A 16,156-nucleotide genomic window follows, 5' to 3' on the forward strand; every position below is an offset into this window, starting at 1 on the left:
CATAAAATACCTTTCCTGTTTATCATATCAGAAATTTAGAATACTTTTGTCCTTAACCTTAACCTTAACCTCAACCTCAATTGTTCGACTGGGTTCCCATTAGTAGTTATACTGCCGTATATTTTAATGTTTTGATGATTGTTGCAATTATCATTCTTTTTCATGCTTATCAATATGGTAATTTTGGAACTTCTACAGAGTCATTTTCAAAAAGTGCGGGAGTTTTTATGCTGGCTTTTGTAATGCTGTTCATGGGGACAAGGCCTGTTAGTGAGGTTTTTGGTGACATGAGTAATTATAGTGGTTTTTATAAAGTAATTGAGCAAGGAGGAACGGTTATAATTAAAAGTGATTTCCTTTTTAATAAATTTATGATCTTCTGTGCCAGGTTGATGAGCCAGTACTATTTCTTTTTGCTGTGTGCCGTTATCTATACATTACCTTGCTATATTTTTTCAAGAAAATATTTTGGTCCTAATTGGTTTTATGTATTTTTTATTTTTGTCGGTTCCTATATGTTTTGGCCCTATGGCACAAACGGAATAAGAAATGGTTTAGCAACTGCCGGGTTTCTTCTCAGTCTATGTTTCTATAATAGAAAAATAATAATGTATTTGCTAATGGCATTATCTTTCGGGATTCACAATTCGGTAATAATTCCTATTGCAGCATTTGTTGTTTCCGGTGTTTATAAAAACCCAAAAGTATATCTTTATATTTGGTTGGCATCAATACCATTATCTTTAGTTGGCGGGAGTTTCTGGGAAGGCTTTTTTGGTGCAATCGGTATTGGTGGAGACACTAGAGCTGAAGATTATTTGACGAATGCTAATGTAAACAGAGCTGAGTTTGCTTACACAGGTTTTAGATGGGATTTTTTGTTTTACTCTGCTTTTGCTGCTTTTGCAGGTTGGTATTTTATTTTTAAGAAGAAGGTTAATGACAAGTTTTATATTCACTTATGGGGAATTTATATGATTGCGAATGCATTTTGGATTCTGGTCATTCGAGCCAATTATTCGAATCGTTTTGCCTATTTGTCGTGGTTTTTGGTAGCGCCAATCATTGCTTATCCTTTATTACGCTACAAATTATTTCCTAATCAGTACAGAGTAGTGGGAGTTGTAATATCTGTTTATTATTTATTCACTTATTTTATGTTTTTAAGAGGATAATGAAAAAAATAACTATTATCATTCCCTGCTACAATGTAGAGCGGTATATTGCGAAATGTATCAGTTCTGTCTTTCAGCAAGATCTTCATGAAGATGAATTTGAAGTGATTATTGTTGATGATGATTCGCCAGACGGAAGTTTAGCAATCGCACGAGAAGTCACGCAAAATCGAAAGAATATAACAATAATATCACAGGAAAATAAAGGACTAGGTGGTGCTAGAAATACGGGTGTCTTAAATGCTACTGGAGAATACCTTCTTTTTTTGGACTCGGATGACTGGTTGTTACCGAATGTTTTGAAAAACTTACTCATTATCGCAGAACAAGATGACTTAGATATATTGGAGTTTTCAGCACAAGGTATTAATTCTGAAGGAAAAATTCTTTACCAGATCTCCAACAACAGTACCGTTTTTAACTCGGGTTTTGATTATTATAACAACATCCGATATATGAATTCTGCCTGTAATAAATTATACCGCCGCGATTTTTTGCGAAAAAATAATATTTTATTTTTAGAACAGATTTTTATTGAGGACTTTGAATTTAATACAAGATGTTTCTCTAGTGTAAAACGAATAAGAGCAACAGATTTAGTGGTAGCCCAGTTCTTGCAGTCAGAAAACTCAATTACGCGGAATACAGATGATTCGAAAAAAAATAAAATGATTTCGGACATTATTGCTGTAATCAAAAAAACCCACAACTTATCTACCGAATTTCCAACTTGCAAACAAACCGATTTATTCTTTTTAGAAAGAATGAATTTTTTAGTTGCCACCTTATTTTTTCAGTTGGTTAAAAGAAGAAGTTCCTATGAGGAGGTGAAAGCATTAAAATCGCAGTTGATTAAAGAAGATGTTTTTTATGTTAATCATCAAATCTTTGATGTTAAAAAGAATATTTTCAGAATTTTACTTTTAAAAAATTTGTGGTTATATCCCGTGGTAAGGTTTTTTAAATAAATAACGTTTTAATGAATAAAAAGAAGATTTGCTTTATTGTTTCCAGTCCTTTAACGGTTAAGGCATTACTATTGGAAAATATAAAGGCGCTATCTACCGAATTTGAAGTCTATCTGGTGGCTAATTTCAAAAATGAAGAGCAGATTAATATTTCACCGGATCTTACAGACATTTTTCATGTTCAAATAGAGAGGAAAATAAATCTTATTAAAGATTTACAAGCATTAAATAAGTTAAGAAAAGTTCTGAAAGAACAGTCTTTTCATGCCATTCATACGGTAACACCAAAAGCTGGTTTAATAGGAATGTTGGCTGGAAAAATTGCAAAAACAAAAGTGCGTACTCACATTTTTACCGGGCAGGTATGGTATACCAAAACTGGCTTAATGAAAGCGTTACTGATGAACTTGGACAGGTTTTTAGTTTCCTTATCTACTAATATCTTGGTAGATGGGCAATCGCAAAGAAAGTTCTTAATTTCTAAAAAAGTAATAACAGAACACAATTCAAAAGTTTTGGGCAAAGGTTCAATTAGCGGAGTAAATATTAATAAATTCAGACCTAATATCAATAGTAGAGAAAGGTATCGAGCAGAACAGAAGTATAGTCAAGATGAGGTCGTCTTCTTATTTTTAGGCAGAATTAATAGAGATAAAGGAGTAATTGAATTAGCCAGGGCGTTTTCCAAATTGCAACAGGAAATCCCACATGTTAAATTACTGCTGATCGGATTTGATGAAGAGAAATTAGTGCCTCAGATTCTTTCTATAGTGGGAGATCCCAACTTTAAATTCTATGGATCTACAAACGAACCTGAATTGCTGCTTCAAATAGGTGACGTTCTTTGCTTACCGAGCCATCGGGAAGGTTTTGGTACCACAGTAATAGAAGGTTCATTATTGGGATTACCTATTATTTGTAGTGATACTTATGGATTGATGGAGACCATTATTGACGATCAAACTGGTTTCAGACATCCTGTACATGATGTAGAGTCTATTTATGTTCAAATGAAAAAACTGGCAACCGATCCGCAATTAAGAACTAAAATGGGAGAAGCGGGCAGAAGATATGTTTTAGAAAACTTTACGGCTGCTCAAATATCAGGAGAATGGTTACAATATTATAGAGATTTACTAAAGTGATCCACCAAATTCCGCTGATTTCAAAGTTAATACGGTAACCAAAATCAACCTACTTAAATCCCTCCAAAATTTCCTCCTCCGTCACTTTTCCGAAAAATGCCGTTAGGTCGATGGATTGAAGAAGTCTTTTTAAACTGGTGAGTTCATGATGCTGACCAACTAACTGCTCTTCAAAAAGTTCGATGGGTTTGGAGGCAAAGAAATCACCAAATATTTTCGCTTTCTCAATGATGCCATGAACGACTTCCAGGTGAAATTCTATAAATCCAGCCGGTATTTTTAGGGCCTTTTTGAAATTATAGTTGGGGGAGAAGCCAAAATTCCAGTCCCATGTTTCATATTTTTCTTTCATTAATTTCTCGATTCCTTCCAAATCTTCTTTCGTCAACTCATAAGTCTGGGCTCCGGGATTGTTTTTTATAATTTCCTGGGTCAGGAGATTCTTGAGATCATTGGTCGTAGTGTCTTTTGGTAAATAATCGATGAGGTTGGTAACCCGTGATCTCGTAGATTTGATGGCTTTATCCACGTATTTTAGGGGATTCACCTTTAGGGCTTCTCCCAATATTTCCATTTCCGAATTCAATAAAATCGTTCCATGTTGGATCATCTTGCCGTGTCGCGCCAGTTTTGCATTACCACTGAATTTTTTACCATCCACCAGCAGGTCATTTCTGCCCTGCAATATTGCCGGAACTCCCAAACGGTTCAAAATCTTAAGCACCGGTTCTGTAAAGATCGAAAAATCCATAAAATCATGCTGACCTAATAACGTATGAAAAGAAAAATTAAGATTTCCAAGATCGTGATAGACGGTTCCGCCACCAGACATTCTTCTTACTACCTTAATGTGATGCTCGTTTACATAATCCAAATTAATTTCTGCCAAGGTATTTTGGAACTTACCCACAATAATGGAAGGTGCATTTACGTACAATAAAAATAGATCTTCTGTAGGAAATTGTTTTAACAGATATTCTTCAGAAGCAATATTAAAATAGGCGTTGTGGGAGGGCGAGTCAATTAAAAGCATAGGTCATTGTTTCTTGTAAAATTAAGGCTTTTAATAAAGATAAGCCAAACCACCTTACCCTTTATTTTTCAACCAAAACCAAAACCTCAGCCTCAGCCTCAACCTCAGCCTCAACCTCAACCTTAACCTTTTGCCCTCTTATGATAAACTCAACACCCAAACTTTTGTTTCTTTTGTGGTAAAATAAATCTTTCGAAATCAGAGTAACCCACCAAAATACAGTACCTCGTTATTTCTAACCTCTAACCTCTAACCTCTAACCTCTAACCTCTACCACCTTCTTTTTTACTGAAACTCCATTATGACCTTATATTTTTAATTAAAAATTGACGAAACAAATTGATTCTTAAGGGTATTGTTTTTTTGTCATAATGATATATCTTTGTACCGTGAAAAAAAATTTATAATAGTATAACTGCCAAAAGTTTTATATGAATAACACTCTACTCCTGTCCTCTCAAAACACAAATCCAATTTTTACTAGAGAAAATCTTACCCAAAAGATAAAAAGTTCTATTTTTTTATTTTTAATTCTATTTTCTTCTTCTTTATTTAGCCAGACGACGATCATTCTTCCTGCTGACCAAACCAGTTGGTATGTCCCTTGTGATGTAACGACAATAACGGTAGAGGTTTGGGGAGCTGGCGGCGGCGGGCAGTCTGTTACCGGAAATGGTGTGGCAGGGAGAGGTGGAGGAGGTTCTGGAGGGGGCTATGTAAGAAATAGTTATACGGTTACTCCTAACTCCAAAATCAGTTATTCTGTAGGAATAGGTGGTAACGGTTCTGCTTCGGCTGCAAATGATGGTTCAGCTTCGTGGTTTTCAACACCTATCACTTTATTAGCGGTCGGTGGAAAAGGTGCTGCGACTATGGGAACGGGTTCAGGTACTGGGAGCATTGCGCTAACCTCAGGTAACGTCGGAGGTACAACAGTGAGTACCTATGGAGGAAATGGAGGAAATGCTACTTCAACTACCACTGGAGGAGGTGGTGCGAGTGCCGGAAACGCAAAAGGAAATAATGCGAATGGAGCTACTGGCGGAGCTGCGGCAGCCAATAGTTATGCAGGTGCCAATGGAATTAACTCAAGCTGGGGTGATGGTGTCAGTGCGACTATTGGTGCTGGTGGATCTGGGTCAAAAAAAGGAACGAGTAATGATACCTGGAAAGGTGGATCTGGCGGTCCTGGACAAATACGGATTACCTATACCAGTAGCATACCATCTAATTATTGTACCAAGGTTTTCCTTAATTCAGAACCCATTACCAATGTCACCTTTGGGGGAATCAATAATACTTCCTCTCCATTGCTATCCTCACCTGCTTATGAAAGTTTTTGTGGAATTCCCGCAAATATAGCACAGGGGCAAACGTATCCCGTTTCTTTAAAAGGGAATACAGATGGTGATTTTACCGATTATTTTACTGTATTTATTGATTTAAATAGAAATGGAAGCTTTGCCGATGCCGGCGAGCGTTTCGATATTGGAACAATTAAAAATTCGACCGGAACAGATGCTCTTGTAGCTACGAATAATATTCTAATTCCATTTTCGGCTACTTTGGGACTTACCAAGATGCGTGTGGCTAAACATTATAATAGTTATCCTGATGATTGCGATCCACAAACGTACGGTCAGGTAGAGGATTATGTGATCAACATCACGTCTCCGCCAGCTTGTACAGGAACACCTTCGGGTGGACTGGTAACGCTTACGCCAAATTCTGGAGCGCCTTCAAGTGTTTTCGTTGCAAGTGTTGCTGGCGGAAGTGGAGGAACGGGATTAACCTACCAATGGGAATCTGCAACAAGTGCGGGTGGACCTTGGACTAATGTAACAGGTGCCACTACCGCTACAGCAAATATTACAGCTGTCAATACTCCAGGCACTACCACCTATTACAAGAGAAAAATAACCTGTTCTGGGTTGTCAGGTTATTCAGATACAAAAACTTTTGTAACAGGTTCTGGAGTTTATAAAGTTCCTGCAACGGGCAATGAAACAATTACAACTTGTTCTGGAACTATTTATGATAACGGTGGAACTGGGCAGTATAATAATAGTTCTAATGGATTTACTATTATTAAACCTGCTACAGCTGGCGCATTAGTGAGATTGAATGTAGTATCATATAATGTAGAACGTAGTTATCCAGATTATGTAACGATATACGATGGAGAAGGCACTACGGGAGAAATTCTGGCCGGTGGTTTCATTCACACCTCAGGAACAGGCACATGCAGAGATTATAAATCAGATCTGCCATCTCAAATAACATCTAAAACAGGTTCGCTTACGGTCAAATTTCAGTCGGATACTGGTACACCATGTGATGGATTTGAATTTACAATAAGTTGTTTTACACCAACTCCTTGTTCAGGTGCACCAACCGCTGGGACTTTTACTCTATCTTCCAGCACAGGTGCACCTTTATCTGCATTTACTGCGACGGCTTCTGCACCTTCCACAGATGGGGGATTAATCTACCAATGGCAAATTGCAGAAACTAGCAGTGGTCCCTGGACCGATATTGCCGGTCAAACGAAGATAAATGCTGGTTTTACAGCAGTTCCAACGCCTAATACTACCAGAATTTATAGAAGAAAAGTAACCTGTACCAATTCTGGACTTGTTGCTTATACTCCTGAAAAAAGTTTTACAACAAATCCGGTAACTTATTGTACTCCTACGGTATCCAGTGGATACGCAACCACCAATTATATTACATCGGTCGCTTTTAAAGGGACTTTAGTGGAAGCTGAAAATATTCAAGCTACACCATTTAACAATACTACTGCGCCAATAGGCTACCAAGATTATACAGGATTACCTAAAAGCGTACAAGCACAGGGTGGTGGTGTCAATGTATTGATGGTAACTACCAAAGAAAGTTTATACAAAGCCTGGATTGACTGGAATGGTGATGGCGACTTCACTGATCTTGGAGAAAATATTTATAATGCGGGTGGTACAGGGCAGTTTTCAACCACGATTGGGTTTAAGATTCCTGATAATGCACCTCCGGGTGATTATAGAATCAGGATCCGAACAAGTTCAGTTGATGAAAATTTTAGCAGTTGTGGAGATATTTCTCAGAATGGAGAGACAGAAGACTATTTATTTACTGTAGTTGCTAATTGCTGGAGTATGGTAACAGGTACAACCGAGGCGACAGGTTGTGCAGGAACATCTGTGGATTTAAAAGCCGAATCTTCTGGAGTAGTTACCGAGTTTCGTTGGTATGATGCCATAAAAGGAGGATCCTTGGTAGGAACATCTCTTCCAGACGGTGCGGGAAAAACGGTATGGACGACGCCAATTCTTTCTGCAACCAAAACTTTTTACGTAACAGCCTACGGAGGCTGCGAATCTTTAAGCAGGGTTCCAGCGAAAGCTTTTATCAATCCTGTGCCGGTTATTACCTTTACCCCGTCCAGTGCGAAGGCATGTGGCGATAACTCCATCGTTAGATTGTCGGCTTCAGGGAATAACCAAACAGACTGGTTAATTAATGATAATTTTCAGGCAGCTGGAACCGGAAAATTTGTGCCCGGACGGGAATACAGTATTGATACAGGAGGACCTCTTGATATAAAAACCCAATGGACCAAACAGTCAAGTGCTTTTGTGGCCAATGGAGGAACAACCTGGACGCCTGCTGTAGCTTCTGGAGCGCAGGGCAATAACTTTTTATTTACAACTTCTGATATTGGATCCAAAAAAAGAGTAGAGACAACCTTAACTTCCATACCCTTAGATACAGGAGGATTCAATACATTAAGATTTAAGTTTAGAATGTATTATTCCCGATATTTTAAAGGGTTGAATGAAGAGCCACTCAAAGATTTTGTAAAAATACAGGTTTCGGATAATGGAGCCCCTTGGGTTGATCTGGATTATATTACCCGAAGTATTGGAGAAGCCAGTAATTTTGCTTTCCCTGGTGAAAGTGCAGCAGTTCCATTCTCATACTATGATTTAAATGCTTATAAAGGGAAAACTAATTTCAAACTTAGAATTCTCTATTACGCTGATGACTGGTGTGATGGAGTAGCGATTGACGATGTAGAATTGTATGGTGAAAAAGATTTGGCAGCTTCGTTTAGTTGGACCAAGGATCATGCTATTGATTTTTACGCTGATGCGGCAGCGACCGTGCCTTACTCGACAACAAGTTCCACCGCGGCAGTATATATTAAACCGAGCCCTGATCAGATGGAACAGTACACCAGCTGGAATATCAATGCAACAGCACTCCTAAATAATGGCTGTACCGCAACGGGTAAAGTACAGGTGGAGAATTTTAGTAAAATATGGAATAATGCAGGTACCTCTTGGAACACACCAGCAACCTGGAAACCAACAAATGGCTTACCGGATCTCAGCACATGTGTGATCGTGCGGACTCCTTTAATTGTAGACAGCTCTCTAAATCCAGCCGGTGCAATGGCAAAGAGCATCACAATTATTGAAAATGGTAAATTAACGGTCAACACCGGTAGTGCCTTAACAGTAAATGATGAGATCATCAACAGAAAAACAGTAGACCGTTTGATTGTACAAAATGATGCGAACTTGGTGCAAAATACGGATGCAGCGGTCAATGTAGGACCAATTACGGTCAATAGAAACTCTACCTCAAAACGGGAAGATTATACTTATTGGGCAAGTCCTGTTAAAGCGCAACAGTTAAAAGCATTTTCTACGGGAACGCTCGATGCTGGATTCTATACCTACAATGAAACTGATGATAAATTTTATCATATTCCTCCAACTACAAACGTTTTTGGAAATAACAGTGCTGGTATTTTCGAAAGTGCTGCCAAAGGCTATGGTATTAGAGCCAATAACAGTTTTTCCAATACAGTACCATCGGTATTTGAAGGTTCTTTTAAAGGAGTTCCTAATAATGGGTTAATTCCATTTGCGTTGCAATACAGAGGGGCTAGTGGAGGGTATAATCTTGTTGGGAATCCATATTCGTCGAATATCAATTTTACAACACTGGTTGCGGACAACAGCACGGCAATAGAAGGACTTGCTTATTTCTGGACTAATATCAATCCAAATGGACCGATGCAAGGAAGCAATTATCCTTCAGGAGGTCTTTTTAATAACTATGCTATTTTAAATCTTACAGGGGGAATACCGGCCACCAGTTCAGTGACCTCGCAGGCTAATAATACGATTAAAAGTGAAACTCCTACGAATATTATTAAAGTAGGCCAAGGTTTTATCGTGAAAGCGCTAGGTACAGGTAAGACCCTGAATTTTAAAAATGCAACCCGGTCTATTTCTTCCACTTCAAACTTTTTTAGTAAAGGAGTTGAATCAAAAGAACAGGCTGAGGTTTCAGATGATCGTTACTGGATTCATTTAACGACGCCTCTTGGGGTCGTAACCACCGCCTTGGTTGGTTATAAAAAAGAAGCCACCAATCAGTTTGATACCAATTATGACGCAGAACTTCCCGTAGTAGGATCAGATGCGTTATATACCACTTTAGCGGATTTCAAATTAGGAATTCAAGGAAGAAAAGGACCTTTGGTAACGGATGATGTCGTTCAGTTAGGAACGAGTCACTATGCTGATGGTTCTTACGTATTCAGCTTAGGGGAAAGAGAAGGAATCTTTACGAATGGCCAAAAGATCTATTTGCGTGACAAGGAAACTGGTATGGTGACGAACCTTATGCAGAACAATTATAGTTTCGTGGCCAAATCAGGACAAACCAACGGAAGATTTGAGTTAATTTATAAATCAGATAACGTTCTGGCAACCAGTGACCTGTCCAAGGAAAACCTTGTGGTATATAAAGACGGGAGAGATTTTGTTATTAAATCAGCGGATAAAAAGATTACAAACATAGAAATGTATGATGTCAGCGGTAGATTAATGTACAAAGAGCAATCTAATAATTATAAGATTGTTATTCCTGCAGAAAATTTCGCACAAGGAGTGTATATTTTAAAAATTAATCAGGAAGGGGAAATTACTTCCAGGAAAGTTTTAAAATAATTACGAACGATGAATAATAAAGCCAGTTCTGGTGCTGGCTTTTTTATTGATGTAATTTGATCAACGATAGAGATGATTTGAATTTTCAATTGATAAAAGAAGGTTAATTTATTGTTATCAATCAAATATGATTATTCATTTAATTTTAAATCATAAATAATCATAAAAAAATTTGATTTTTGTCTTATAATTATATTTTGAATGCTATTTTTGCTAAAACAAAACTGATGAAAAAAATTCTTTTCGTAATTCTTATTCTTACGGGTTACTTCCTCCATGCTCAACAAGCAGACAACCCATTTTACGAAACAGAGAAAGCGGTGGAAAAACCTAAAGATATCCCGGAAAGTGGCGAAAATGAAACGGACAGACTTCCTGGAAATCCTCCTAAGCCTGTTCCCATTGATGATTATATACCCGTATTAATAAGTATTGCAGTAGGTATGATCATATACAAGACTTACCAAAAAAAGAAATTACTTTCGTAGTTGATGAACGCCTAAAATGAAGTGTATAGATTCTAATTCTAATCCCTTGTAAATTATCAATGTATCGAAGTATTCTAAAACCCATTACAGGGTTCTCGATTGCGTTTTTAAGTCTTGTCGCGTTGAGTCCCGTATTTTTATTGATCACTTTTTTGTTGTCAGTTAGTAATAAAGGGAATCCTTTTTTTATCCAGAAAAGACCCGGTAAGAACGGTAACATATTTCATATCATCAAATTTAAAACGATGAATGATAAGAAATGCGAAAATGGTATTTTATTATCGGATTATGAACGTTTGACCTTCGTAGGCAAGGTAGTTCGTAAAACATCGCTGGACGAAATTCCACAACTGATCAATGTATTGAAAGGGGAGATGAGTATTGTAGGACCGCGACCTTTACTTCCGGAATACTTAGACCTTTACAATGAAGAGCAGCACAGGAGACACCATGTGCAACCCGGAATTACGGGTTGGGCACAAGTTAACGGCAGAAACGCTTTATCCTGGGATGAGAAATTTAAATATGATGTGGAGTATGTGGAAAAAATTTCACCAATTTTAGATGCCAAGATTATGATGATCACCGTTCAAAAAGTGATTAGACGACATGGGGTGAATGCCAATAATTTAATTACAATGGAAGCTTTTAAAGGGAATGCCGCATGATTTTATATGGAGCCAGAGGACAGGCTAAAGTTATTTACGACTTGATCCTTTCCAATAATCAATTAATAGAATATCTGGTAGACGATAATCCGCCGGACCATTTTCCGCATCATCTTGAAATTCTTAAACCAACAGAAGGATTATTAAAGGACAAAAACGTTATTATTGCTATCGGTGATAATCGCATTAGAGAAATTATTTATCATCGAATCAGAAATTGGTGTCACTTCGAGACAATGCAACATTATAGTGCGTACGTTTCTCGTTTTACAACAATAGGGGAAGGAACTGTAATTATGCCTAATGTTTGTATTAATGCTGAAGTTAAGATAGGAAAACAATGCATCATCAATACTGGAAGCATTATCGAACATGAATGTGTGATCGAAGATTTTGTACATATTTCACCAAAAGCATCTCTTGCAGGTAATATCATTGTGAAAAAAGGAGCTCACGTTGGTTTAGGGGCAAATGTGATCCAGGGCATTACCATCGGAGAAAATGCGATTATAGGTGCTGGTGCAGTTGTTTTAAAAGATGTTCCGGCAAACGCAGTTTTAGTGGGCAATCCAGGTAGAATAATTAGATTTATTTCAGAAGAAAATTAATGGAAGAGAAAATATGGTTATCATCTCCGCATATGGGTGGTGGAGAAATGAAGTATATTCAGCACGCGTTTGATGAAAACTGGATTGCGCCTTTAGGACCGAATGTAAATGGACTTGAAAAAGACTTAGAAAAATATTTAGGTCAGCATTCTCATGTAGCCGCTTTAAGCTCTGGATCTGCTGCGATACATCTTTCCCTGATTTTACTGGGAGTAGAGCGCGGTGATTTTGTAATTTGTCAAAGTTTAACTTTCTCTGCAACGGCTAATCCTATTATTTACTTAGGAGCGCAACCATTATTTGTAGACAGTGAAAAAGACACTTGGAATTTGTGCCCAAACGCGGTAGAAGAAGCAATCAAATTCGGGATTTCCAAAGGAAAAAAACCAAAAGCAATTGTTACCGTTAGTTTGTACGGATTACCCTACCAGGTAGATGAGATCAAATCTCTTTCGGAAAAATATGATATACCAGTTATAGAAGACAGTGCAGAAGCTTTGGGAAGTACCTACAAAGGTCAAAAGTGTGGTACATTTGGTGATATTTCAGTAATCAGTTTTAATGGAAACAAGATCATCACCACTTCTGGAGGTGGTGCATTAATTGTTAAAGATGAAAGCCTAAAAAAAAGGGCAGTCTTTTTGGCAACGCAAGCGAAAGATGATGCACTTCATTACGAACATTCTTCCATAGGATACAATTACCGGATGAGCAATATCAGTGCGGGAATTGGTAGAGGACAAATGGAGGTTTTAGAAGAGCGGATTGCCCAGCGCAGAGCAAATCACCTTTTTTATCAGGATATCTTTAAAGATCACCCTTATTGTTCCTTGCATACGGAACCTTCTGATGATTTTTATTCTAACCATTGGCTGAATATTATTACTATAGATCCTGATTCTAAGATTGAGATTAAGGAAGTAATAAACGGATTCTCGGCTGCCAATATTGAAATCAGGCCAATTTGGAAACCAATGCATTTACAGCCAGTCTTTATGAAATGTCATTATTTTGGTAAAAGCATCGCAGAAGATCTCTTTAACAGAGGGTTATGTTTACCGTCAGGTTCTAATCTCACGCAAGGCGATAAACAACGAATTACAGAAATCATAAAAAAAACACTGCTTTAATATATTCCTTCTTTTTTTGGCATATTAATTGTAATTTGCGTACAATTAAAAATAAGGAATGAAGGTGAATGGTGTCGATATTAAAATACTTATATTTAAATATTTATTTTAATGAGTTTACGGACTATTTTGAAAAAAAAAATATACGGCGGGGATAATTTGATGAATTTTTCAGACGTTCGTTATTTACCCCGTTGGGTTATCTTGGCGATCGACGTTTGCTTGATTATTTTATCTGTATTCTTTTCTAGATTCTTAATAGAGAAATTAAATGCATCTGCCGACCATATATTTGGGACTGCAGATTTGGTTTTTCTAATAATCGTTGTATTAAGTGTGTTTTTTATGATTGTCTTTAGAACTTATTCTGGGATCATACGACACTCTACTTTTATCGATCTTTTTAAATTATTTCTGGCCATTTTCAGTACGACAATTTCAGTAGCCATTATTAATTTTCTGTATTATTTTCTTTCGGATAATAGATTGATTTTTAATTCACTTCCTTTTCTTACCCTCTTTTTTATTGTTTCCTTCATGTTCCTATTTCTTTTCAGATTATTTGTAAAGGAATTTTTTCATATGATGCGAGACTTCCAGCGCAGTACTTCGCGCAAGAGAATCTTGGTATTAGGTATTGACGAGCAATCTGTCGCGATGGCTCGTGCAATTATCGATAATCCACATCTTCCATATCATATTGTTGGTTTTGTTACGCAGCGTCATGATTCGAACAGAGCCCATCTTCTGGGAAAACCGATCTATACAAAAGAGAAAATCCAACACAGTACAAAAGAAGAAATGACAATTGACGGGATTTTACTCATCAATGAACTGATGGATAAATCCGAAATGAATTTTTGGGTAACACTCTTTCTGGAAAAGGATCTACAGATCTACAAAGCACCTTCCTTACAAAAATTGAAAAGTAATGAACATGAAGGGACGATCAAGACGTTACAAATTGAAGATCTATTGAATCGTAAACCGATCAAAATAGAAAATGAGGAGGTAAGAAAAAGACATCTCAATAAAACGATTTTAATTACAGGTGGAGCTGGTTCTATCGGTAGTGAAATTGTTAGGCAAGTTGCCCTTTTTGAACCTCAACTAATCGTAGTTTTAGATCAGGCAGAAACACCACTTTATGATATTGAAATAGAGATGCGGAGTCTGTTTCCGCAAATTTCTTTTAAATTTGTTTTGGCAGATATTTCAAATAAAAACCGCTTAGAACCGTTGTTTCGACAATATAATTTTTCAATGGTGTACCATGCGGCCGCGTATAAGCATGTCCCTTTAATTGAAGAAAACCCACATGAAGGAATTTTAGTTAATATTCAGGGAAGTAAGAACTTGTCTACTTTAGCTTCTCAATATAAGGTCAATAGATTTGTAATGATTTCGACGGACAAAGCTGTAAAACCGACCAATGTGATGGGAGCTTCTAAACGGGCTGCTGAACTTTTTGTACAGGCATTACAAAATACCGAAAATAATTCAACAAAATTTATCACCACCAGATTTGGAAATGTATTGGGCTCCAATGGCTCCGTAATTCCTCATTTTAAGAAACAAATTGAGCATGGTGGTCCTATCACTATTACCCATCGTGATATTACCCGATATTTTATGACCATTCCAGAGGCGTGTGATTTAGTTCTACAGGCAGGAACGATGGGAGATGGTGGCGAGATCTTCGTATTTGATATGGGAGAGCCGATCAAGATTTTGGACTTGGCACACCGTATGATTAAACTTTCTGGTCTGGAACCTAATGTTGATATTAAAGTAATTTATACAGGTTTACGCCCCGGTGAAAAATTGTACGAAGAATTGTTAAGCGATGATGCTACAACAATGCCTACACATCATGAAAAGATCATGATTTCAAAAGATCCCACGATTGACTTCGAGGTGATAGATGGGTTATGTAGCAACATTGCAGATGCCGCTTGTCGTGGAGAGAAAACGGCAGTAGTGCAAATACTGAAAGATATCGTACCAGAATTCATCAGTAATAATTCAATTTATGAGGCCTTGGACAAATAATACAGAATTGTATATTTGCAAATATTTTTTAAAAGAAAGAAATGAACAAAAACATATTTTTAAGTCTTCTAACCCTTTCATTAGTGCTGTTTTCGTGTAAAACGACAGATAAAGCAAGTGATTTGGGTTATATGCAGGATATTGAACAAATCGCTACTCAAACAGCTATTAATACCAGCAATACAACACTTAAAGAAGGCGATCAGCTGGTAATCGTAATTACCGCTAAAGATATGGATGTGGTAAAACCCTTTAATCAGAATTACTCGTCTGGGGAAATAACGAATTTATCTTTACCCAGTAGTAATACTCCAGCTCAGGGACAATCTTCAGTTGCTGGACCTACCTATATCGTTGATACGAACGGACAAATCGACTTTCCTACTTTAGGAAAATTACAAGTTGCGGGAAAAAACTTAGTTGAGTTTCAGGATGATCTAAGAAGGAAATTAACTTATTATATTAAAGATCCGTCCGTAAATGTGAAAATCACCAATTTCAAAATAACCGTACTTGGAGAAGTTGCAAAGCCTGGCCAGTATATTATTGCGGATGGACAAGCAACTATGCTTACTGCTCTGGGTTTAGCAGGAGATCTTACCATGTATGGTAAAAGAGATGATGTTTTAATTGTGCGTAATGAAGGTGGCCAAATAACCAAACAACGGGTAAATATGTTAAAAGCAGATTTTATTAACTCTGAATTTTTTAACCTTAAACAAGGGGATGTTATTTATGTTTCGCCTAATCAAACTAAAGAGAAAACAGCCAGATTAGATCCTAACATGCCGATTTATATATCAGTAGCTGGAATCGTTGTTACCATTTTAGCTTTAGTTTTCAAAAAATAATATTCTACTTCAATA

The 16,156-nt window shown here is 37.1% G+C and carries 11 protein-coding genes; 10 read left to right on the forward strand and 1 reads right to left on the reverse strand.

All coding sequences use genetic code 11. The annotated features are described in order from the left end of the window. Nucleotides 1-134: 134 nt before the first annotated feature. The 3 genes from FNJ88_RS09800 to FNJ88_RS09810 are packed head-to-tail and all read left to right on the forward strand — an operon-like array spanning nucleotide 135 to nucleotide 3,288. A complete protein-coding gene (locus FNJ88_RS09800) occupies nucleotides 135-1,175 on the forward strand; it encodes an EpsG family protein (RefSeq protein WP_143852942.1) in 1,041 nt (346 codons plus the stop codon). Further along, entirely contained in the window at nucleotides 1,175-2,143 is a 969-nt protein-coding gene (locus tag FNJ88_RS09805) for a glycosyltransferase family 2 protein (protein ID WP_143852943.1), read from the forward strand. The genes FNJ88_RS09800 and FNJ88_RS09805 overlap by 1 nt, the downstream gene beginning before the upstream one ends. Before the next feature lie 11 nt (nucleotides 2,144-2,154). Further along, nucleotides 2,155-3,288 (forward strand): glycosyltransferase family 4 protein, encoded by a 1,134-nt coding sequence (locus FNJ88_RS09810; RefSeq protein ID WP_143852944.1) that lies wholly within the window; start codon nucleotides 2,155-2,157, stop codon nucleotides 3,286-3,288. A gap of 49 nt (nucleotides 3,289-3,337) precedes the next feature. Here FNJ88_RS09810 and FNJ88_RS09815 read toward each other — a convergent pair whose 3' ends face one another. Next, nucleotides 3,338-4,321 carry a lipoate--protein ligase gene (locus FNJ88_RS09815; protein ID WP_143852945.1) on the reverse strand — a complete coding sequence of 328 codons (984 nt, stop codon included), beginning with the start codon at nucleotides 4,319-4,321 and terminating at the stop codon, nucleotides 3,338-3,340. Between the two features lie 431 nt (nucleotides 4,322-4,752). Between FNJ88_RS09815 and FNJ88_RS09820 the strand changes: the two genes are divergently transcribed. From FNJ88_RS09820 to FNJ88_RS09850, 7 genes are all read left to right on the forward strand, one after another. Then, the gene (locus tag FNJ88_RS09820) at nucleotides 4,753-10,344 is read left to right on the forward strand and encodes a GEVED domain-containing protein (protein ID WP_143852946.1); all 5,592 of its coding nucleotides are present in this window, start codon (nucleotides 4,753-4,755) and stop codon (nucleotides 10,342-10,344) included. A 227-nt stretch (nucleotides 10,345-10,571) separates the two neighbouring features. After that, entirely contained in the window at nucleotides 10,572-10,832 is a 261-nt protein-coding gene (locus FNJ88_RS09825) for a hypothetical protein (RefSeq protein WP_143852947.1), read from the forward strand. A gap of 59 nt (nucleotides 10,833-10,891) precedes the next feature. Next, nucleotides 10,892-11,500: a sugar transferase gene (locus tag FNJ88_RS09830; RefSeq protein ID WP_143852948.1), complete on the forward strand. Its 609-nt coding sequence runs from the start codon at nucleotides 10,892-10,894 to the stop codon at nucleotides 11,498-11,500. Continuing rightward, nucleotides 11,497-12,108 (forward strand): acetyltransferase, encoded by a 612-nt coding sequence (locus tag FNJ88_RS09835; protein ID WP_143852949.1) that lies wholly within the window; start codon nucleotides 11,497-11,499, stop codon nucleotides 12,106-12,108. Before FNJ88_RS09830 ends, FNJ88_RS09835 begins: the two co-directional genes overlap by 4 nt. Continuing rightward, nucleotides 12,108-13,238, forward strand: coding sequence for a DegT/DnrJ/EryC1/StrS family aminotransferase (locus FNJ88_RS09840; RefSeq protein ID WP_143852950.1), 1,131 nt, complete (start codon nucleotides 12,108-12,110; stop codon nucleotides 13,236-13,238). Before FNJ88_RS09835 ends, FNJ88_RS09840 begins: the two co-directional genes overlap by 1 nt. Nucleotides 13,239-13,349: 111 nt before the next feature. Further along, nucleotides 13,350-15,290: a polysaccharide biosynthesis protein gene (locus FNJ88_RS09845; protein WP_143852951.1), complete on the forward strand. Its 1,941-nt coding sequence runs from the start codon at nucleotides 13,350-13,352 to the stop codon at nucleotides 15,288-15,290. A gap of 41 nt (nucleotides 15,291-15,331) precedes the next feature. Then, a complete protein-coding gene (locus FNJ88_RS09850; RefSeq protein WP_143852952.1) occupies nucleotides 15,332-16,141 on the forward strand; it encodes a polysaccharide biosynthesis/export family protein in 810 nt (269 codons plus the stop codon). Nucleotides 16,142-16,156 lie beyond the last annotated feature (15 nt).

The organism is Chryseobacterium sp. SNU WT5 (assembly GCF_007362475.1).
Classification (GTDB): domain Bacteria; phylum Bacteroidota; class Bacteroidia; order Flavobacteriales; family Weeksellaceae; genus Kaistella.